The following is a 20,638-nucleotide window of genomic DNA, read 5'->3' as shown; positions in this document are numbered from 1 at the left end:
GAACGTCCGGTCGAAGCGGAGGATATCCGATGCGATTTGCTCTTTGCTTGGGCGTGCTGATCATGCTGTGCGCCGCTGCTGACGCGGCGCCGGTGCGTCGCGTCAGACATCCCGAGCGACATTTCCGTCTCGAGCAGCAGCCCATTGTCCCGCCGAAGGGATTTGCCGTTCCTGGCTGGTCCGACGAGGAGACGCGACAATGGATCGACAGCGCCTCAGGGCCCAAAGGTTAGCGGCCAAGGGTTAGTCCGGAAGGTTGGTGAACGCGTGCCCGGCGCGCCACAGTAGCCAAGCTCTGCGCGGAATGTTACGCGACCATGATGGCGGCAGTCCCCGAAGCACAGGTGAGCCCAAGCAAGGCAGGAAAGCTCGGTTTCCTGCCTCGCCTTGAATCGCTGCGCGGCATCGCGGCGGTCTCGGTCGTCGGCTATCACATGACGAGCCAGTTCACCGACACCTATGTCACGGGCATGGCGCCCGTCGTGATGTTCTTCGTGCTCAGCGGTTTCGTGCTGGCGCGCTCGCTGCAGAACAATCCGAACCCGGTCACGTTTCTGCGACATCGCCTGTTCCGGCTGTTTCCCGCGGCGATCGCGGTGGTCGCTCTGCTGACGCTGCTGCACCATCAATACGGCTTCTATGTCGGCTACGAGGGGAAATTCGATCCGCTCAACGTCGTGCTCAACGCAATCATGGTCCGCCATGACATCAACGGCGTGATGTGGTCGATGACCGTCGAGTGCTTCGCGACGCCGGTCATCCTGCTGTCGGTCTGGATTTTTCAGCGCTTCGGCCCGCAGCCGCTCATGGTGTCGATCGCCGTCCTGTTCGGGCTCTCCTTCTGGGGGACCTATGTGCATCTGCTTGGCGGCGTTTCCAGCCTGGCGCCGCTCTACGCCTTCGTCGCCGGCGTTCTTCTGCAGATGCGGGGCGAGCGGACGGCCGAGCGGCTCCGCACGGCCGCTGCCTGGACCCTGTCGATGGCGGCCATCGCCCTGCTCTGCTTCTGCGGATCACAGAAACAGACCGCGCCGATCATTGCGCTGGAAACCTTGAGTTCCTCGCTGCTGGTGCTGCTGGTCGGCTTTCGAAGCTCGATCGCCCTCTTTGCCGTTCTCGATCTCCGTCCGGTCCGTTTCTACGGCCGTATCTCCTACAGCTTTTATCTCCTTCACCCGATCGGCATGTGGCTCGCCGGCCGGCTGCTCGATGCGAGGGGGCTGCCGGTCCTGCTCGCGATATCTGCGACAACGATCGCGGCGGTCGCTCTGACGACGCCGATGGCCTGGCTCTCCTGGCGCTATATCGAGAAGCCGTTCATTGCCCTGGGCCGGCGGCTGGCCACGAAACAGCCCTCGCCGGCGAGCGCGATCGAATCTAGACAGCAGCAATTGCTGTCGCTCGCTCCGACCTCAGGGAAGGATCTCGAGTGAGGCGATCTTGTCACCATCGAGCCCGAAGAAGTATCTGAGATCGATCGGACTACCGGGAAAGTCGCCGACCACATGCGCTGTGACGACGATCTTCCCGTCGCGTTCCTCCACAGCGAACGGCTCGCTCGTATAGTTGTATTTGGTCGATGCATCGGCCTTCCACTGCGCGATGGCCGCGCGCCCCTCGTGCTTGCGCCCTTCGTCCTTCACGACGCCGCGTTCGCTGAAGCATTGCGCGATGGCATCGCCATCGCGGCTGTCGGCGGCAAAGTAGACGGCAACGGGGCCCCGCAGATCGAGAGACATCGGATTTCCTTTCCTTTGCGCGTCAGGAACGACGCGGTCGCGGATCGCGATTGCGTAGCCGGAAAGGTGTTTGTAGCTTCGCCAAACCGCAAGAACGCACGAAAAGGTAAGGTACTGACTTTTGGGTAAGGTTGAGTACACAGCCGCGAGCGCCGCCGAGGGCGTTGAGAAGGCGTTCAGGATGCTGGATGGCCGGTGGAAGCTCGTGATCCTCTTCCACCTGTTTGGCGGCAAATTGCTGCGCTTCTCCGACCTGGAGCGGGCGATCCCGGGGATCTCGCAGAAGATGCTGATTCAGCAACTGCGCCAGATGGAGAACGACGGCATCGTGCATCGCATCGTCCATCACCAGGTGCCGCCGAAGGTCGAATACGGCCTGACCGATTGGGGACAATCCTTGTGTCCGTCGCTCGATGGGCTGCTCACCTGGGCCGAGCAGCGCCCGCTTGCGCCACCGCTAGACGCTGGTCGAAATGAATGAGGATATCTGGACGGCCCGGAGCAGAACGCCCCAATTGTTCGGGTGCACCCCGTCGTGGGTGAGAGCCCGATAGTTGGTTTTGCTGACCCTCCTAAATTGAAGAGATCAAGACATGGGACGCGGTTTATTTCCGCCACGCGCAGCATGGCGCCGATGTAATCGCGAAGAAAATATCCGAGCTTGTTCGGATGCACATCGCTATCGCGATCGTCTTGGGTTGGCAACCACCAGGGCGTGATGAGAAAGATCCGCGCCGTCGGGCAAGACTTCCGCAGGAGCCTGATCGAATGATTGAGCGCCCCCTTGAAGGTCTCGCTGCCGACATCATCGTCCGATCCGATCGGGCGGTCGTAGCGGAAGTCGTTGGCGCCGTACTCCAGGGCAATGTGGGAGACGCTCGGAAAGTTCGTCGCCCGCAGGTTAGTGACAGACGAATCGTGGACCGGTTCTCCGGTTCGTTGTTGTGCAGACCAATCGCCCGAGGAAATCGCGTCAGCGATCGCGTAAAGTGAAACAGGGTTGAGTGGCGGCAATTTATGTTGACCGGCACACGAACCCGGAAAGGCGCCATTGATGGCGAACATTCCGAGCCGCTCGCCTATGATGCTTGGTGTGGCTCCGCCTGGGTTGAGCCGGTGCCCGCGCTGATGCTGGTCCCGAGCTGAAGATAACAGCCGCCGCGCATGGTATTCCGGCTGCCAGCCCAAAAGGCTGTGCCCAAACCTACCGCGCCGATTCCAAATGTCTTAAGAAAAGCCCGCCGCTCCATAGGCCGGCTCTCTATCACCCACAACCGGTTCGGAGCAACTGCGCTCTCCATCTCGATGAGCCGCGTAAACGGCAGCTCGAGGATAGGCCACGAGCACCTTACTCTCCGTCATTCCGGGGCGCGCGAAGCGCGAGCCCGGAATCCATCGAGCCACTTGCATTGCGGGAAAACGGATTCCGGGCTCTATGCCGACGCATCGCCCCTGAATGACAGCCCCGTCATTGCGAGCGTAAGCGAAGCAATCCGCGTCTCCGCAAGCGGCGCTATGGATTGCTTCGCTTCGCTCGCAATGACGATGTGGCTACCTTGGGTGCGACATAACAACCCGACGGGCAAATCAGCCAAAGTCTGTCCAGCTCACGCGAGAAAAACATTCCGCTTCCGCCGTCGGGCAAATCAGTGATTTAACTCCGCGCGTCTCACCCAAGAGAGGGGCGGCTCGCGATCGTCACGAACGTTGCGGTGAGATGCGGTGGACGTGATGGGTGTGACTGACGAGCACACACAGCACGGACGGCGAAGTCGTGTGGTCCTGGCGCCCCGACGCTGGCGCTAAGTTTCGTGCGAACACATTCGCACTAGACGACGGTGGCAAGAAAGCCCGGTCACCGGGGAGAGTACGAAGTAAGCCGTAACACCATCGCGCAGGGAAAGCCGGAATGCTTCGGTTGAACCTGTGGTCCTACTCCCGTGCTTTTTGTTGCACGGGACCCACGGGTGCAACCAGCACCCGGCTTTCCCTGCGCCCTCTGTTCGATGAGAGGGTGAAAGTGATGCAAAGCTCGGGCAGCGAATGCCGCGAGAACGCGAACTCACATCCTCTCCGCTGTTTGAAATTTGAATCCTAACCTTCCCCACGTCGTCCCGGGCTTGCCCGCCTCGGCGAAGCCCCTTGGCGTAGCCGGGAGCCGGGACCCATAACCCCAGGCCTTTGTTGTATGCTCCGCTACCACCGCTTGCTTCCGCCACAACCACAGCCTGTGGTTATGGGTCCCCGCCTTCGCGGGGACGACAGCGTAGGATGGGTAGAGCGCAGCGAAACCCATCATCCGCGGCTTGCGTCCAGCGGGCCCAGCGCGCCCACAAATTCAGCAAACGTGTTGAGCCCGCCGGTGAGATCGTCGGCCGGAAGCCTTAATTGCTGCATGATGCTGTGCCGGAAATGGTGTTCAAGTCCTAGGTATCTGCCTCGCTGGATGCAATCCAACAATGGCGGTACGCCTTGGCTTTACGTTAGAATGTACGTTGCTCCAATGCGGGAGGTGTGGCGATGCCGAGAAAGGGAATCACCGGCCACGACGAATGGGTTATCACCGAGGCGCTGGCGACGGCGCTCGTCGCCCTCGAGCAGCTTCCGCCCAAACACCAGCCGCGACCGCATATGGAAGACATCCGAAAGCTGCTTGCCGCCGGCTGCGATCGCGGAACCGTCACCCTGCATCTGGCGCAAGCGAAGTGCCGGCTGTTTCCCGACGCCGATCCGCTGGCGATCTACGAGGAATACGGGCTCAGCGACGGGCAAGGCTAAGAGGCTAACGGCTGATCCGCCAGATCGTGCCATTGGCGTCCTCGGTAATGAGCAGCGCACCGTCACGCGCTACGGCGACGCCGACCGGGCGTCCCCAGACTTCGGAATCGTTGATGACGAAGCCGGTCGCGAAGTCCTCGTATTCGCCGGTCGGCACGCCGTCCTTCAACCGGATGCGGATCACCTTGTAGCCCGTGCGCTTCGACCGGTTCCACGAGCCATGCAGGGCCGCGAATATGTCGCCGCGATACTCGGCGGGAAAGCTCTGGCCGTCATAGAACGTGAGGCCAAGCGAAGCGGAATGCGCCTGCAGCAGCACGTCCGGGACCGTGACCTTGTCCTTCAGGTCAGGCCGCGCGCCGGCGTGCCGCGGATCCTGGTTGGCACCGATGTAGAACCACGGCCAGCCATAGAACGCGTTCTCGCGGACGCGGGTCACATAATCGGGCACGAGGTTGTCGCCGAGACCATCGCGCTCATTGGTGGAGCACCAGGGCACGCCCGTTTGCGGCTGGATCGCAAGTCCGACGCAATTCCGGATGCCGGTGGCAAAGGTGCGCTGGTTCTTGCCGTCAGGATCGAAGGCCAGCACCGCCGCGCGGTCGGTCTCGTTGCCCCAGGCGGCGCCAAGCGGGCGCTCGCGCTTCCAGGCTTCCAAGCCACCCGGCGGGGTACCCATGCCCTCCCCCGAATTGCCTGCCGAGCCGACCGAGACCAGCATCCGCTTGTTGTCGGGCGTAAAGACAATGTCCCGGGTCGAGTGACCCGAGCCGTGCGGCAGCTTGGCGACGACTGTCTCCGGCTTGCCGGAAGCCTTGAGGTCGCCATTGCGATAGGCAAAGCGGACGACGCTTCCAGTGTTGGCGACATAGAGCCATTGCGGGTTGTCGCCATTCGGAAAGAAGGCGATCCCAAACGGACGATCGAGGCTGGTAGCGTAGACTTCGTTGATCGTGGGCTTGGTCGCCCCATCGGCGGCGCGCAGCACTCGGATACGCCCGGCGCGGGTCTCGGCGACGAAGATGTCGCCGTTCGGCGCGGTCTTGATGATGCGCGGCCCGTTCAAGCCGTCGGCGAACAGTTCGGCCTTGAACCCTGGCGGCACTTGGGGAATTGCGGAGGCCGTTGGCGGCACCACCCGCGACATGTTCGCGCTCGATGGCGTCGCGCCGGGCTTGGGCAGATCCTGCGGCGTGATCAGGCGCAACGTGCCGGGCTTGTCGCGCCGCCAATCGCCATAGGCTTCCTGTCCCTTCAGCACAGCAGGCTGTGCGCTTGCAGCAGCTGCATTCATCAACTCAAGCAAGGCCGCCAGCACGACGCTCGCTGCAACTGGCTTCCAGGGCATTTCATATCCTCACGCGAGACGATGATCTCGCGAACACGCATCCATAGCCCAGAACCTTGGCTGGCTCATTTCACAATCGCGTCTGTGGTTGCGACGATTTGGCCGTCAATGTCCTCTTGCCCGCGCGTTGAGATCGATCGAGCGCATGCTCAGCGCGAGCGGGATCATCAGGGCGCCGATGACTGCGAGCGTCCAGAACACATCGATATAGGCGAGGAAGTCGATCTGGCGCTGCAATGTCTGGCCGACCCATGCGATCGCCTGCGATGCCGCCTCGGAAGCGTTGGAGCCCTGCGCCTGGAAGTAGCGCGTCATCGCATCGATGGTCTGCTGGTAACCGATGTCGGATGGCGCGGCATGCTCGACCAGCCGGCTCTGATGGAATTGCTGGCGTTGCGCCAGCACGGTCTGCGCCAGCGCGACTCCCATCGAGCCGCCGATGTTGCGCGCGACATTGATCAGCGCCGACGCCTGGTTGGTCTTCTCCGGCGGCACGCCATCGTAGGAGGCCGTCGTCACCGGCAGGAACAGGAACGGCAGCCCGATGCCGAGAAAGATGCGCGACCACGCCGCATAGCCATAGGAGATATCCTGGGTGAGCCCCGTGAGATGCCACATCGAGAGCGTCACGATCATGGCGCCGAGCATGATCAGGTGCTTCGGCTGGACGACGCTCACGAGCCTGCCGACGATCGGCATCATCACCATCGTGAAGATGCCGCCCGGCGACAGCGCGAGACCCGCGAGCGTCGCGGTATAGTTCTCGTCCGCCTGCAGCAGTTGCGGCAGGATCTGGGTGGTCGAAATCAAGACTGCGCCGGTGCCGAGCATGACCAGGAAACAAGCCGCGAACTGCCGCTGGCCGAGCAGGCGAAGCTCGATAATGGGCTCCTCGCGCGTCAATTCCCAGGGGATCAGCGCCAGCAGGCAAAAGGCGGAAACCAGCGCAAAAACCAGGATCATGTTCGATCCGAACCAGTCGTTGCGCTGGCCTTCGTCGAGGACGAATTCGAGCGAGGCGAGCCCGATCGCAACCAGAGCGAAACCGACATAGTCGACGCGAAGTCCTTTGCGGAGCAATGCCCTTCGCTCCTCCTCCGCACCCGAGGGTTCGTTCACCAGCGTCCCCACAAGGAACAGCGAAAGCAATCCCATCGGCACGTTGATCAGGAACACCCAGTGCCACGAATAGGTGTCCGTGATCCAGCCGCCGAGCGTCGGCCCGATCACCGGCGCCACCACGACCGCGATGCCGTAGATCGCAAACGCCTGGCCGCGCTTGGCCGGCGGAAAAGAGTCGGCGAGGATCGCCTGCTCGGAGGTCGCCATGCCTCCTCCGCCGAGCCCTTGCACGATGCGGAACAGCACCAGAGATTCCAGGCTCCAGGCAAACCCACACAGAAGCGAGGCCACGCTGAAGGTTGCCACGCACATCATGTAGAAGCGCTTGCGTCCGATCACGGTGGCGAGCCAGCCGGAAATCGACAGCACAATCGCGTTGGCGACGAGATAGCTGGTGATGACGTAAGTGCTCTCGTCGATCCCGACCGCCAGTCCGCCCGCGATGTGGCGCAGCGCGACGTTGGCGATCGTCGTGTCCAGCACCTCCATGAAGGTCGCGATCGAGACGACGAAGGCGATGAGATAGGGATTGTGTCCACCGGCGGCGGAACGCTCCGGCGACCAGCCGCCGGCCTGCGTCGTGTCGGTCATCGCACTTTCGTCCAGGGCACGACCGACATCCCGGGGCCGACGGGGACGTCGGCGGGCCAATGATCGACCACGATCTTCACCGGCACGCGCTGCACGACCTTCACGTAATTGCCGGTGGCGTTCTCCGCCGGCAGCAGGCTGAACGCCGTACCCGAGCCGGGTTGCACCGAGTCCACGCGTCCGGTCAGTTTGCGGTCCGGATAAGCGTCAATCCTGAATTCGACGGGTTGGCCCGGACGCATGTCGCGAAGCTGGGTCTCCTTGTAGTTGGCGACGATCCAGACCTCGTCGGGCACGAACATCATGATGCTCTGCCCGGCCATCGCATATGTGCCCTTCGCGCCGCTCAGCTTGACGACGCGCCCGGACTGGGCCGCTGTGACGTTGGTATAGTCGAGATTGAGCTTGGCCTGATCGCGCTGTGCCTCTGCCTGTTGCAGCGAGGCCTTGGCACTCTCGCGTTGGGCCTGCAGCGGCTTGATCCCAAGCTCCGCCACCGTTACCGCCGTTCTCGCACGCGTGGTGTTGGCCTGCTGCGCTTCGAGATCGGACTTGGTCTGTTGCTCACGTTGCAGTGTGCCGGCGCCCTTCTGCAGCAGATCATCGGCGCGCGCGGCCTCCTGCTGCGCGAATTGCAGTTGCGCTTCGGCTTGCGCGAGTTGCGCTCGCGCCTGATCGATCTGGGCTTGCTGGCTGGTGATCTGAGCCTCGAGATTGGCGATGTTGGCCCGCGCTCCTGCAACCTGCCCCTCGGCCTGGTCGACCGCGATCCTGTAGTCGCGATCGTCGATACGGGCGAGCAGATCGCCGGCATTGACGTGCTGGTTATCCGTAACGGGCACATCGACAAGGTAACCGCCGACCTTCGGAGCAACCGAGAAGCTGCGGGCGGCGACGAAAGCATCGTCGGTAGATTCGTAGTTACGGACCTCGAGCCAATAGACGACGCCGCCAATCAGCGCAGCCAGGAGAACGCAGGCGCCCACGATCGCCAACAGCCAATGCTCGCGGAGCCGATCGCGCATCGATGGCTTCTCGGGCGCGGTCGGCGGGCTGTCTTGCGTTTCGCCGACATCCCTGAATTCAGGCTTCTGTTCGGGAGCGCGTTCCGGAGGCCGCGTTTCTTCTGCGGATTGCCCATGCTCTCGGGTCATGGCATCCACGACAGCACCTCAAGCGAAGGAGATCATTTGCAATCGATTTGGCTAACCGCGCGGTCAGACCATGGTTCCGGCGAACGACCGGGATTACCGATTGGAATTGGAACCCTCACACAGAGTGCCGGTTCTCTGTGCTTCATTTCGCTCCAACGCATCGCGAGTTTATGGCGCGCATTCTGATCGGGACATCCGGCTGGCACTACGATTCCTGGCGCGGGCCGTTCTTCCCGAAGGGCCTGCCGCTCAAGAACCAGCTTCGCTACTACGCAAGCCAATTTCCGACCACGGAATTGAACGGCGTCTTCTATCGCACGCCAACGCCCGAAGCGGTGAAGGGCTGGCGCGAGCAGACGGATCAGGAATTTGTCTTCGCCTGGAAGGCGTCCAAGTTTATCACACATTGGAAGCGCCTGTCGGAGAACTCGGTCAACAGTCTCGAGCTGCTCGAAGCTCGCCTGTCGCTGCTGGGAAACAAGGTCGGTCCCATCCTGTTTCAACTGCCGCCGCAGTTTGAGGCTAAGCCGGATCGCCTCGCCTCCTTCCTCAAGCTCCTGTCGAAAGAGCGCCGCTACAGCTTCGAGTTTCGGCACCCAAGCTGGTATGCCCCGAAGGTCATGCGACTACTGTCCGATGCGAACATCTCGCTGTGCATTTCGGACCATCACGACGCGCCGGCACCGTGGAGGCGCACCGCCGATTTCGTCTACGTCAGAGGCCACGGCCCCGGCGGCCGATATAAGGGCCATTATCGCGATGCGACACTGGCGGAGTGGGCCAAGCGCATTCGTTCCTGGAAGAAGCAGGGCTGCGACGTCTACGTCTATTTCGACAACGACCAGAAGAGCGCCGCGCCCGCCGACGCGGCTGCCCTGCGACAATTGATTGAAGGGGGAAAGTAGGAACCAGCAGATCGAGCGCCCTCGATCAGTAGTTGCAGCCAGTTGATCAGGCAACGTTCCTGACGAAAAATGCCGGCTCATGGCCGGCATTTTTCTTGATCGCATCGGTCTAATATCGGCCGCCCGATTGCGTCCCCTTGTCGCTCTTGGTCCCGGCACCATGGCTGGAAGGATGGGCCGCGCGGCTCGAGCCGCCGCCGGCGCCGGTCGTCATGCCCTTCTTGTTCATGTGCGTACTCGTACGCGGTGTCGCGCCAGGCCCGACATTGCCCTCGCTCGATGCACCGGGCGCGGGCTGGGCCTGCTGCGCGAGCGCGCCGCCGGCAGACAATGCCAGAACGCATGCAGAGGCCAGAATGATCTTCTTCATCGGTATCTCCTTGGATTGACCTTTCGGCACAACCCGGCGCCGCCCGAACCGGTTCCTACCGCCGTGGACGCAAGTTCGTGCGTTTCGCCATCCACGCTCAATAGATCGCGAGAACACTTAGGAACCAAATACGGCAAACCGGGTTCCCCAGTAAATTCGAGGAACCGGCATGTCGGCGTGGTTCAAGGACGAGTCCTTTCCCGTGCTGCTGGAGAGCGCGGTACAGATCGCGTGGGACTACCTCAGGCGGGCTGGCGAAATCGATGATCCGGTGGAAGCACACCATTTCCTGATCGAGAAAAGTCGCCTTCATGATCAGCCAAGGCCAGCACAACAGGCTTGTGCTGTCAAACCGCGCCATTTCCGCGTTTCAGCAATACAAGCGCGCACGCACCATCGAGTTGTCGTTGATCTCGCGATAAGATCGGTCATAGGCGCAGCGCGTCTTGCCTAGTGGATGATGTCTAGCGGCAATCGACAAATCTCGTCACCGTCTTCGTTGGTGACAAGGATCGAGTAGTGCCTGTTCTTCAGGTCCGGGTGTTCGCCGAGCAGCCGCCGTGCGATGTTGTCGGCCGAATCCATCGCGGCGATATCGTCAGCGAGTTCCGCGCCGCCTTGATCGGCAACCGTCTTGGTGTTGACGAGATCGAAATGGTAGAGCGGCATTTTTCGCTCCCGCCTGGCATCGTCTCACCCCAGACTACGTACGACAGCCCGACTTGGTTCCCGGTCGTAGCCGCCGTTCGGTCCCGCCTTGAAAATCCTGCGGCCCGAAGGAACGCCGATCCGCAACATCGGTTAGGCGCTAAACGACGACAGCGAGGTCTGCCATGAGAGTTTGCGATGCGATGACCCCCGACGTTCAGCTCTGTACTCCTGAAGACAGCTTGAAGGATGCGGCAGAGGCTATGGGCGCACTCGGCGTCGGACTGCTGCCGGTCACCGAGAACGACCGCCTCGTCGGCATGGTGTCCGACCGCGATATCGCTATTCGCGGCGTCGGCATGGGCCGTGGGCCGGAGGCGCGGATCCGGGACGTCATGACTGCCGAGGTGAAGTACTGCTTCGAAGATCAGGATCTCGACGAAGTGACGGCAATTATGGGCGAGATTCAGGTCCGTCGCATGCCCGTACTCAATCGCGAAAAGCGTTTGGTCGGTATCATTGCGCTCGGCGATATTGCGCAGGCCAACGGCGGTGACAGCGCCGGCGTGGCGCTGAGCGAGATTTCTCGTCCCAGCGCCCAACATGCACAGCTATAGCGATGCACGAGCATCAACACGACAAAGTCAGCCTCAACCTAGACCTGCTTTGCGCGACATTGGCGATCGTCAGCGCGGCACTGCTCACGGGGATGCTGAGATATCTGCTGGGATGAACAGTCCCAACCATGTGCGGCAGACCGCCGGTTCGCCGACCGTGTCCCTATACTTGCCGAGTTTCCTGATCGCCGCTGGCGTCGTTATCGCCTTGGGTGCGATCGCTTGTTCGCGAATGGCTTATGTCGAATCCGACTAGGTCCCGTCGGTTCTGGTTGAAATCCGACTAGGTCCCGTCGGTTCTGGTTGACGAGGCTCGGACGTCGAAAGATGCGATCGGGGCGACGGCGCCATCTGATGTGAGCTGCTGCTCATCCTTCGTCTCGAAAGTCATCGAGAGGCCGCCCGTTGGATCGATGGCTCGCTCGAGCCATTTGATCGATTCTTCGATCCAGTGATCGCTATTTGCTGGATCGGCTTGCGCCCTCGCCCGGCAGGCATCGGCCTGCGCCAGACAGGCAGCCTTGCGATCCATCGTCATCTTAGCGCGGCGATTGCAGGCCGGGCGATGTCAGCCACTCGTTCAGATGAGCGGCGGTTTCCGCTTGCCTTGCCTTCTTCAGCAATGCGTCGCGCGCCTCACCTTGCGGCAACTGCTCGGCTGCCGCGCGTGCCTCGTCTGCCGCTCTCTGGAGCCGCTCGTCGAACGGCACGCTGTTCTTTCTTCGATTGCGCTTTGCCGTCATGGAAGTCTCCCGCTTCGCAAGTGAGTATAGAATCGCGCTTCCAACAATCTATCGTCGCTAACTCAGGTTACTTCGCGCGAACAAAATAAACGGCTAGGCGGGAACGGATCACTCGAAAAACAGCCCAACGGCCCTCTCTTGGCAACCCTCGCTCCTCCGCAGCTAAGGCTTGGACTGCATGGCGGCTTCGCCCTGCTCCCGCGCCGGCACGCTCACATGCACTTCATGGCCCTGCCGAATCGCCAAAGATGCAGCAGCGACGGCCGATTCGAACGCGGATTCCTTGGTCGCATATTCACCGTTCACAACGCCGTCGTGCAGCACTCCCCATTGGTCGCGAATTGGCACGATGGCGTATTGCGCAAGTCCCATCTTCCTCTCCGTTGCAAACGTCTTCGCGATTACTTCTTGTCTGGATCGTTCGGGCGAACGGTCATGTTGCTCTCGGGCATTCTGTCCCGGCCGGCGTCGCCATTGTTGTCCCGCCCGCCTGAAGTCGATGTCCCGCTACCGCTCCGGCTCGGTCTCGTTGCACTGCCGGTTGTCGGCGCGGAGCCTGGCGTGGCGGAGCTCGCGGCCGGGTCTCCCGTGGTCGATCCGCGCCCGCTCGGTGCGCCACCCGTTTGCGCCAGTGCGAGCGCGGGGCACAGCATGAATCCGAAAGCCAATGCAATTCGTGTCAGTTTCATCGCAAGCCATCCTTAAGACGTCGATGAAACTAATCGGCCAGTGACGAGAACGTTCCTAATCGCGGCTTCCGATGCCTGATCCGTCGCGGCTACGCAGTGCGCGAACTGAGCGCCGGCTCCGATCCTGGCGCATTCATATCTCGATATGAAGCAGCCTCCGTGCGCGGCTTTCCCTGCAACGGCACCGTTAGGCGACAGACCAGGCCTTCAGGGCGCCAATCGAAATCGGCATTGCCGCCAAGCTGGGTCTCGATGCTGGCGATCACGCTCCTTGTGCCGAATCCCTTGGAGGTCGGTTTGGTCACGCGCGGTCCACCTGTTTCAACCCACGCCAGGATCAGCCTATCGCTCTGCACTTCCCAGGTGATGGCGAGCCGACCTGACAGCGAGGAAAGGCTGCCATACTTCGCGGAGTTGGTGACGAGCTCGTGCAGCGCCAGCGCCAGTGTTTGCGCCGTGGCAGGCTCAAGCTGGACCTCCGCACCCTCGTACTGGATTTGTCCGGCTTCCGAATACGGCGCTACTTCTTCGGCCACCAGTCGCCGGATTTCCGCGCCCTGCCAGCTCGACAGCGACAGCACGGTGTGAACCCGCGCCAGCGCCGTGATCCGGCCCTCGACCGCCTGCACATAGGCGTTGACATTCTGCGCGCGCGTCAGCCGTACGATCGACTGCGCCAGCGCGAGAGCGTTCTTGGCGCGATGATCGACTTCTCGCGTGAGCAGGCTCTGCCGTTCTTCGGCACGCTTGCGGTCGGTGATGTCGACGGTGACGCCGCTGACCCGCACCACGCGGCCCTTCTTGTCGGTGGTCGCAGCCGCCGTGCCGACGCACCAGCGCACCTCGCCGTCGGGGCGGATGATGCGGAATTCGGCTTCGTATGATTTCACGCCCTTCGCGAATTCGGTCCAGGCCTCGCGCAAGCCATCGAAATCCTCGGGATGAAACAGCGCTTGAATGTTCGCGGATGTCAGCTCGAAGCTCTTGGAATCGACGCCAAAGATCTTGTACTGGCCATCGTCCCACATCCAGTCGCCGTTGACCCAGTCCCAGTCCCAGGAGCCCATCTTGCCGGCAGCAATCGCCATGCTGCGACGCTGTTCGCTTTCGACCAGCCGCGCGGTCGATTGCTCGAGCTCAGCGGTGCGCGCGCGGACGCGGTCCTCAAGTTCGGAATTGAGCCGCTCCAACTGCCGGGTCTTGCGGTAAAGCTCGGCGAAGACACGAATCTTGGCGCGCAGCACTTCCGGCACCACCGGCACCGGAACGTAGTCGACCGCGCCCATCTCATAGCCGCGCAGCCGATCGAAATCGCTGACCTGGATCGCCGAGATGAAAATCATCGCGGTCTTCTGAAAGCGCGGATGTTCGCGGATCATGGCCGCGAGCTCGAAACCATCGAGCTCGGGCATGCAGACGTCGACCAGGATGACCGCGACTTCGTTCTTGAGCAGAAACTCGAGCGCTTCCCGCCCCGACGCGGCCACCACCAGATTCTCGCCGAGCTCCTTCAGGATCACTTCATAGGCCAGCAGCTTCGCCGGCTGATCGTCGACCAGAAGGATGTTTACCTTTTCATGGTCCATCATCTTCATGCCGCTTCAGCGATGTAGCCACATGCGGATGGCGAGCAGCAATTGCTCGGTGTTCACCGGCTTGGCCAGATAATCCGACGCGCCCGCTTCCAGGCATTTCTCTCGGTCGCCCTTCATCGCCTTCGCGGTCAGTGCGATGATCGGAAGACGGGCAAGCGCCGCATTCTGCCTGATCACGCCGATGGTCTGATAGCCGTCCATCTGCGGCATCATGATGTCCATCAGGACGATGGCAATCTTGGGATTGGATTCGACTAGCGCGATCGCCTCGTGGCCCGTCGTAGCCGTCAGTACCTTCATACCACGCCGTTCGAGCACGCTGGAAAGCGCGAAGATGTTTCGCGCGTCGTCGTCGACGAGAAGCGCCGTCTTGCCAATGAGATCCTCATCGGAACTGTTAAGTTTCTCGAGCATCCTTTGCTTTTCAATCGGCAATTCAGTGATGACACGGTGCAAGAACAGTGACGTTTCGTCGAGCAGACGTTCCGGGGATTCGACGCCTTTTACGACAATGCTGCGCGCCATTGTGTGAAGCTCGGCATCCTCCTCGGCCGAGAGTTCCCGTCCGGTGAAGACTACGATCGGAACATTGGACAGGCTTTCATCCTTGCGGATTTCGTCGAGCACCTCAAAGCCGCTCATATCGGGCAGCCGCAGATCAAGTACGACGCAGTCGCAAGGGATGCTTCGCAAGGTCGAGAGCGCCCCGGCTCCGGTACCGGTGGTGACGATCTCGACGTCCTTATGATCCAATAGCTCCTTGATGCTGAGCCGTTCGGCCGGATTGTCCTCCACGATTAGAAGCCGCTTGCGTCGCGGCCTTGCATATTCTTTGATCTGGGCGAGCGCCGCGCTGACGCCCTCGGTCGTCGTGGGCTTGTTGACGAACGAGAAGGCGCCGCGCGCCAGCGCATGCTGCCGGTCCTCGTCGAGCGTGATGACCTGCACCGGTATGTGCCGGGTCAGCGGATTGTGCTTGAGCTGGCTCAGCACGGTCCAGCCGAGCATGTCGGGCAGGAACACATCGAGCGAAACCGCGGTCGGCTGGAACTGCTTGGCGAGGTCCAATGCCTCGGCGCCGCGGTTCGCGACCAGGACCTTGAAATCCTTGTCCCGTGCGAGATCGACCAGGACCCGCGCGTAATGCGGGTCGTCTTCGACGATCAGGAGGATCATGTCTCCGGGCTCGAGATTGAGCCGGTCGTCCAGCACCTCCGCCACGCGCTCCTGCGTTGCGGGCGCCTGCAACGCCGGCGCACCGCCCTGCGATAAGGGCAGCGCGGGGGGCACGCGAAGCGCAACGCTCGGGCCGGAATATTTCAGCGGCAGATAGAGCGTGAAGGTACTGCCTCTGCCCGGCGCACTTCGCAGATGGATCTCGCCGCCGAGCAGGCTCGCGAGTTCGCGGCTGATCGCAAGGCCAAGGCCGGTGCCGCCATATTTACGGCTGGTGCCGGCGTCCGCCTGCTGGAACGCTTCAAAGATCAGCTTCTGCTTGTCCAGGGGGATACCGATGCCGGTATCGCTCACCTCGAAGGCGACGACCGCGGGTGCGGTGTTGAGAATTGGATGCTCGGCGCTCCAACCGCCGACCGCGGCCGAGACGGTCAGCTTGACGCCGCCCTCGGCGGTGAACTTGAAGGCGTTGGACAACAGGTTCTTCAGCACCTGCTGCAGGCGCTTGGAGTCGGTGACCATGCTGCGGGAAAGCGTCTCGTCGACCTCGATGCTGAACGACAGATGACGGTTTTCCGCCTCATGGCGGAACGGTCGGCCGACGGTTTCGAGCAGGCTCGATGTCAGGATTTCCTCGGCGTCCACGGTCACGGTACCGGACTCGATCTTCGAGAGGTCGAGGATGTCGCTGATCAGATTGAGCAGGTCGGTGCCGGCGCCGTGGATGGTGCGGGCGAATTCAACCTGCTTGGGCGCAAGATTGCCTTCGGGATTGTCCGAAAGCTGCTGGCCGAGGATCAGGATGCTGTTCAACGGCGTGCGCAGCTCGTGCGACATGTTGGCCAGGAATTCCGACTTGTATTTCGAGGTCAGCGCAAGCTCGCTCGCCTTTTCTTCCAGCGCACGGCGCGCCTGCTCGATTTCCTGGTTCTTGCGTTCGACCTCAACGTTGCGTTCGGCGAGCTGTTGCGCCTTCAGTTCGAGTTGCTCGTTGGTCTGCTGCAATTCGCGCTGCTGGGCCTGAAGCTCGCCCGCGAGTTGTTGCGACTGCTTTAGCAGGCCCTCGGTCTGCATTGTCGCCTCGATACTGTTGAGCAGGATGCCGACGCTGTCGGTGAGCTGCTCTACAAAGGTAATCTGCGAGGCGGTGAACGACGCGAGCGAAGACAACTCGATCACAGCCTTGACCTGGTTCTCGAACAGGACCGGGAATACCACCACGTTCTTGGGCAGCACGCGCATCAGCGCCGAATTCACCGGGACCACGTCATCAGGAATGTCCGAAAGCAGCCGTTGCCGCTTGTCCAGTGCGCATTGGCCGATCAGTCCCTCGCCCAAGCGCACGATTGATGGATGCGGTTTGGCGCCGTCGTCGGCATAGGCGGACAACAGACGCAGTTGCGGGATCTCGGCGCTCTCGACCTGGTAGATCACGCCCATATGCGCGTTGATCACGGGCGCCAATTCGGTCAGCAGCAGCCGTCCCACGGTCGACAGATCGCGCTGCCCCTGCAGCATATTGGTGAACCTGGCGAGATTGGTCTTCAGCCAGTCCTGTTCGGTATTGCGGTCCGTCGTCAAACGGAGGTTACCGATCATGGTGTTGATGTTGTCCTTGAGCTCGGCCACCTCGCCGCGGACGTCGACCTGAATGGTGCGGGTCAGGTCGCCTTTTGTCACCGCGGTTGCGACCTCCGCGATGGCGCGGACCTGCGAGGTCAGGTTGGCGGCCAGCAGGTTGACGTTGCCGGTCAGATCCTTCCACGTGCCGGCGGCGCCGGGCACGTTGGCTTGCCCGCCGAGCCGGCCCTCGACGCCGACTTCGCGCGCCACGGTCGTGACCTGATCGGCGAACGTCGCCAGGGTCTCGGTCATGTTGTTGATGGTGTCGGCGAGCGCGGCCACCTCGCCTTTCGACTTCACGGTCAGGTTCTGCTTCAGATCGCCATTGGCGACCGCCGTCACGACCTTGACGATGCCGCGCACCTGCTCGGTCAGGTTGGCGGCCATCACGTTCACGGTATCGGTCAGGTCCTTCCAGGTGCCGGCGACGCCGCGCACCTCGGCCTGGCCGCCGAGCTTGCCTTCGGTGCCGACTTCGCGCGCCACGCGCGTCACTTCGCCCGCAAACGCGTTGAGCTGGTCCACCATGGTGTTGATGGTGTTCTTCAGCTCGAGGATTTCGCCCTTCACGTCGACGGTGATCTTGCGCGAGAGGTCGCCGCGCGCCACCGCGGTGGTGACTTCCGCGATGTTGCGCACCTGAGTGGTGAGGTTGGCCGCCAGCAGGTTGACGTTGTCGGTGAGGTCCTTCCAGGTGCCGGCGACGCCAGGCACCACGGCCTGACCGCCCAGCCGGCCCTCGGTGCCGACCTCGCGCGCCACGCGCGTGACTTCAGCCGCGAAGGAGCGGAGCTGCTCCACCATCGTGTTCAGCGTTTCCTTCAGGAGCAGAATCTCGCCGCGGACGTCCACGGTGATCTTCTTCGACAGGTCGCCGCCGGCGATCGCGGTCGCGACCTCCGCGATGTTGCGGACCTGGGCCGTCAGGTTCGACGCCATGAAGTTGACGTTGTCGGTCAGGTCCTTCCAGGTGCCGGCGACCTCCGGCACTTCTGCCTGGCCGCCGAGCTTGCCTTCGGTGCCGACCTCGCGCGCCACGCGCGTCACCTCGGAAGCGAAGGCGTTGAGCTGGTCCACCATCGTGTTGATGGTGTTCTTCAGCTCAAGGATTTCGCCCTTCACGTCGACCGTGATCTTGCGCGACAGGTCGCCGCGCGCCACGGCGGTGGTGACTTCCGCGATGTTGCGGACCTGGGCGGTCAAATTGCCGGCCATCGAGTTGACGCTGTCGGTGAGGTCCTTCCAGGTGCCGGCCACGCCGGGCACGTTGGCCTGGCCGCCGAGACGCCCTTCGGTGCCGACCTCGCGTGCCACGCGCGTCACCTCACCCGCAAAGCGGTTGAGCTGGTCGACCATGGTGTTCAGCGTTTCCTTGAGCTGCAGGATCTCGCCGCGCACGTCGACCGTGATCTTGCGCGACAGGTCGCCGCCGGCGATCGCGGTCGCGACCTCCGCGATGTTGCGCACCTGCGCCGTGAGGTTGCCCGCCATCGAATTCACGGAATCGGTCAGGTCCTTCCAGGTGCCGGCGACGCCAGGCACTTCCGCCTGGCCACCCAGCTTGCCGTCGGTGCCGACCTCGCGCGCCACGCGCGTCACTTCGCCCGCAAACGCATTGAGCTGGTCCACCATGGTGTTCAGCGTCTCCTTCAATTGAAGGATTTCGCCTGACACATTCACGGTGATCTTCTTCGACAGGTCACCCTTCGCCACCGCAGTTGCGACTTCCGCGATGTTGCGAACCTGGCCCGTCAGATTCGATGCCATCGAATTGACGCTGTCGGTCAGGTCCTTCCAGGTGCCAGCAACGCCGCGCACCAGCGCCTGTCCGCCGAGCTTGCCTTCGGTACCGACCTCGCGCGCCACGCGCGTGACTTCGGACGCGAAGGCGTTGAGCTGGTCGACCATCGTGTTGATAGTGTCCTTCAGCTCCAGGATTTCGCCGCGCACGTCGACCGTGATCTTCTTCGAGAGGTCGCCATTGGCCACGGCCGTCGTCACTTCCGCGATGTTGCGGACCTGGGCGGTCAGGTTGGACGCCATGAAGTTGACGTTATCAGTCAGGTCCTTCCAGGTGCCGGCAACGCCGAGCACGTTGGCCTGACCGCCGAGCTTGCCTTCGGTGCCCACTTCACGCGCCACGCGCGTGACTTCGGACGCGAACGCGTTGAGCTGGTCCACCATGGTGTTCAGCGTCTCCTTCAATTGAAGGATCTCGCCTGACACATTCACCGTGATCTTCTTGGAAAGGTCGCCCCCGGCGATCGCAGTGGCGACGTCGGCGATGTTGCGGACCTGGGCGGTCAGGTTGGACGCCATGAAGTTGACGTTATCAGTCAGGTCCTTCCAGATGCCGCCGACACCGGGCACCTGGGCCTGGCCACCGAGCTTGCCTTCGGTGCCGACCTCGCGCGCGACGCGCGTCACTTCGCCCGCGAAGGCGTTGAGCTGGTCGACCATCGTGTTGATGGTGTCTTTCAGCTCCAGGATTTCGCCGCGCACGTCGACGGTGATTTTCCGCGACAGGTCGCCGCGCGCCACCGCGGTCGTCACGTTGGCGATGTTGCGCACCTGCGCGGTCAAATTGCCGCACATCGCATTGACGGAATCGGTCAGGTCCTTCCACGTGCCGGCCACGCCGGGCACGATCGCCTGGCCGCCAAGCTTGCCGTCGGTACCCACCTCGCGCGCGACGCGCGTCACTTCGGACGCGAACGAGCGCAATTGGTCGACCATGGTGTTGATCGCTTCCTTCAACTGCAAGATCTCGCCGCGGACGTCGACCGTGATCTTCTTCGAAAGGTCGCCATTGGCGACTGCGATCGTCACCTCCGCGATGTTGCGGACCTGACCTGTCAGGTTGTTGGCCATCGAGTTGACGCTCTCGGTCAGATCTTTCCAGACGCCGGTCACCTCCGGCACCTGGGCCTGCCCGCCAAGCCGGCCCTCGACGCCGACTTCCCGTGCCACGCGCGTGACTTCCGACGTGAACACGCCGAGCTGCTTGATCATCGTGTTGACGATGTTCGCCGACTGCAGGAATTCGCCGCGCAGTGGCCGCCCCTCGACGTCAAGCTGAACGGTCTGCAGCAGGTCGCCTTGTGCGACCGCCGCGACCGCGCGCGTCACTTCCCGGGTCGGCCACAAAAGGTCGTCGATCAGGGTGTTGATCGAGCCTTCCATGTCCGCCCAAGAGCCACTTGAAAGGCCGAGATTCACCCGTTGGCGGGTCTGTCCCTCGCGGCCGACGACCTGGCCGACGCGCTCGAGCTGTTGGGCCATGCGCTCGTTCGCCGCGGCGATCTCGTTGAAGGCGTCCGCGATCTTGCCGTCAATCCCGAGATAGTCGCCGCGCATGCGCGCGGTGAAGTCACCGGCCCGCATCGCCTGGAGCGACTGCAACAGGTCCTGGGCGGGATCGATCTTGCCGTTTTGTTTGTTACGGCGGGGTTCGCCACGACTACGAGGAGCCGGACCCAAATCGCTCATAAAATTCCCCCTGCACGTTGGCCGGCTTTAAATTTTCGAAGTTCCGGACCA

At 62.4% G+C, this 20,638-nt stretch carries 17 protein-coding genes; 7 read left to right on the top strand and 10 right to left on the bottom strand.

Annotated features, from left to right (window positions below):
• Positions 1 to 29: 29 nt before the first annotated feature.
• On the top strand, positions 30 to 233 hold the full coding sequence (locus ACZIRK_RS13180) for a hypothetical protein (RefSeq protein WP_028168768.1): 204 nt from the start codon (positions 30 to 32) through the stop codon (positions 231 to 233).
• A 111-nt stretch (positions 234 to 344) separates the two neighbouring features.
• Complete coding sequence (locus tag ACZIRK_RS13175) at positions 345 to 1,433, top strand: acyltransferase family protein (RefSeq protein WP_165435054.1); 1,089 nt, start codon at positions 345 to 347, stop codon at positions 1,431 to 1,433.
• On the opposite strand, the gene ACZIRK_RS13170 is transcribed toward ACZIRK_RS13175, so the two are convergent.
• On the bottom strand, positions 1,413 to 1,739 hold the full coding sequence (locus ACZIRK_RS13170) for a nuclear transport factor 2 family protein (protein ID WP_463327438.1): 327 nt from the start codon (positions 1,737 to 1,739) through the stop codon (positions 1,413 to 1,415). The two genes, ACZIRK_RS13175 and ACZIRK_RS13170, sit on opposite strands and share 21 nt — an antisense overlap.
• Positions 1,740 to 1,920: 181 nt before the next feature.
• On the opposite strand from ACZIRK_RS13170, the gene ACZIRK_RS13165 reads away from it, so the two are divergent.
• Both ACZIRK_RS13165 and ACZIRK_RS13160 read left to right on the top strand, forming a co-directional pair.
• Entirely contained in the window at positions 1,921 to 2,220 is a 300-nt protein-coding gene (locus ACZIRK_RS13165; RefSeq protein ID WP_207230945.1) for a winged helix-turn-helix transcriptional regulator, read from the top strand.
• A 2,039-nt stretch (positions 2,221 to 4,259) separates the two neighbouring features.
• Positions 4,260 to 4,517 (top strand): hypothetical protein, encoded by a 258-nt coding sequence (locus ACZIRK_RS13160; RefSeq protein ID WP_130231366.1) that lies wholly within the window; start codon positions 4,260 to 4,262, stop codon positions 4,515 to 4,517.
• A 4-nt stretch (positions 4,518 to 4,521) separates the two neighbouring features.
• On the opposite strand, the gene ACZIRK_RS13155 is transcribed toward ACZIRK_RS13160, so the two are convergent.
• From ACZIRK_RS13155 to ACZIRK_RS13145, 3 genes are all read right to left on the bottom strand, one after another.
• Positions 4,522 to 5,811, bottom strand: a complete 1,290-nt coding sequence (locus ACZIRK_RS13155; protein ID WP_463327457.1) for a PQQ-dependent sugar dehydrogenase — start codon at positions 5,809 to 5,811, stop codon at positions 4,522 to 4,524.
• Between the two features lie 159 nt (positions 5,812 to 5,970).
• A complete protein-coding gene (locus ACZIRK_RS13150) occupies positions 5,971 to 7,578 on the bottom strand; it encodes a DHA2 family efflux MFS transporter permease subunit (protein WP_463327437.1) in 1,608 nt (535 codons plus the stop codon).
• Positions 7,575 to 8,603 carry an HlyD family secretion protein gene (locus ACZIRK_RS13145; protein WP_463327436.1) on the bottom strand — a complete coding sequence of 343 codons (1,029 nt, stop codon included), beginning with the start codon at positions 8,601 to 8,603 and terminating at the stop codon, positions 7,575 to 7,577. Before ACZIRK_RS13145 ends, ACZIRK_RS13150 begins: the two co-directional genes overlap by 4 nt.
• 299 nt (positions 8,604 to 8,902) lie before the next feature.
• On the opposite strand from ACZIRK_RS13145, the gene ACZIRK_RS13140 reads away from it, so the two are divergent.
• Positions 8,903 to 9,637 carry a DUF72 domain-containing protein gene (locus tag ACZIRK_RS13140; RefSeq protein ID WP_130231374.1) on the top strand — a complete coding sequence of 245 codons (735 nt, stop codon included), beginning with the start codon at positions 8,903 to 8,905 and terminating at the stop codon, positions 9,635 to 9,637.
• 109 nt (positions 9,638 to 9,746) lie between these two features.
• Here ACZIRK_RS13140 and ACZIRK_RS13135 read toward each other — a convergent pair whose 3' ends face one another.
• On the bottom strand, positions 9,747 to 10,007 hold the full coding sequence (locus ACZIRK_RS13135) for a hypothetical protein (RefSeq protein ID WP_463327435.1): 261 nt from the start codon (positions 10,005 to 10,007) through the stop codon (positions 9,747 to 9,749).
• Positions 10,008 to 10,176: 169 nt separating this feature from the next.
• Here ACZIRK_RS13135 and ACZIRK_RS13130 point away from each other — a divergent pair, with 169 nt between their 5' ends.
• Entirely contained in the window at positions 10,177 to 10,461 is a 285-nt protein-coding gene (locus ACZIRK_RS13130; protein WP_463327434.1) for a hypothetical protein, read from the top strand.
• On the opposite strand, the gene ACZIRK_RS13125 is transcribed toward ACZIRK_RS13130, so the two are convergent.
• The gene (locus ACZIRK_RS13125; protein ID WP_028166424.1) at positions 10,458 to 10,676 is read right to left on the bottom strand and encodes a DUF6894 family protein; all 219 of its coding nucleotides are present in this window, start codon (positions 10,674 to 10,676) and stop codon (positions 10,458 to 10,460) included. The genes ACZIRK_RS13130 and ACZIRK_RS13125 overlap by 4 nt on opposite strands.
• A gap of 164 nt (positions 10,677 to 10,840) precedes the next feature.
• Between ACZIRK_RS13125 and ACZIRK_RS13120 the strand changes: the two genes are divergently transcribed.
• Positions 10,841 to 11,272 carry a CBS domain-containing protein gene (locus ACZIRK_RS13120; RefSeq protein WP_028166425.1) on the top strand — a complete coding sequence of 144 codons (432 nt, stop codon included), beginning with the start codon at positions 10,841 to 10,843 and terminating at the stop codon, positions 11,270 to 11,272.
• A gap of 539 nt (positions 11,273 to 11,811) precedes the next feature.
• On the opposite strand, the gene ACZIRK_RS13115 is transcribed toward ACZIRK_RS13120, so the two are convergent.
• From ACZIRK_RS13115 to ACZIRK_RS13100, 4 genes are all read right to left on the bottom strand, one after another.
• Entirely contained in the window at positions 11,812 to 12,015 is a 204-nt protein-coding gene (locus tag ACZIRK_RS13115; RefSeq protein WP_028166426.1) for a hypothetical protein, read from the bottom strand.
• A 162-nt stretch (positions 12,016 to 12,177) separates the two neighbouring features.
• A complete protein-coding gene (locus ACZIRK_RS13110; protein ID WP_028166427.1) occupies positions 12,178 to 12,387 on the bottom strand; it encodes a hypothetical protein in 210 nt (69 codons plus the stop codon).
• Positions 12,388 to 12,793: 406 nt separating this feature from the next.
• Complete coding sequence (locus tag ACZIRK_RS13105; RefSeq protein WP_035691260.1) at positions 12,794 to 14,290, bottom strand: sensor histidine kinase; 1,497 nt, start codon at positions 14,288 to 14,290, stop codon at positions 12,794 to 12,796.
• Positions 14,291 to 14,305: 15 nt separating this feature from the next.
• Positions 14,306 to 20,587, bottom strand: coding sequence for a HAMP domain-containing protein (locus ACZIRK_RS13100; RefSeq protein WP_463327433.1), 6,282 nt, complete (start codon positions 20,585 to 20,587; stop codon positions 14,306 to 14,308).
• Between the last annotated feature and the right edge of the window lie 51 nt (positions 20,588 to 20,638).

This window comes from Bradyrhizobium sp. Leo114 (genome assembly GCF_055229415.2).
Note: the sequence above shows the minus strand (reverse complement) of the source record. Positions and strands in the feature narration are given on the sequence as shown.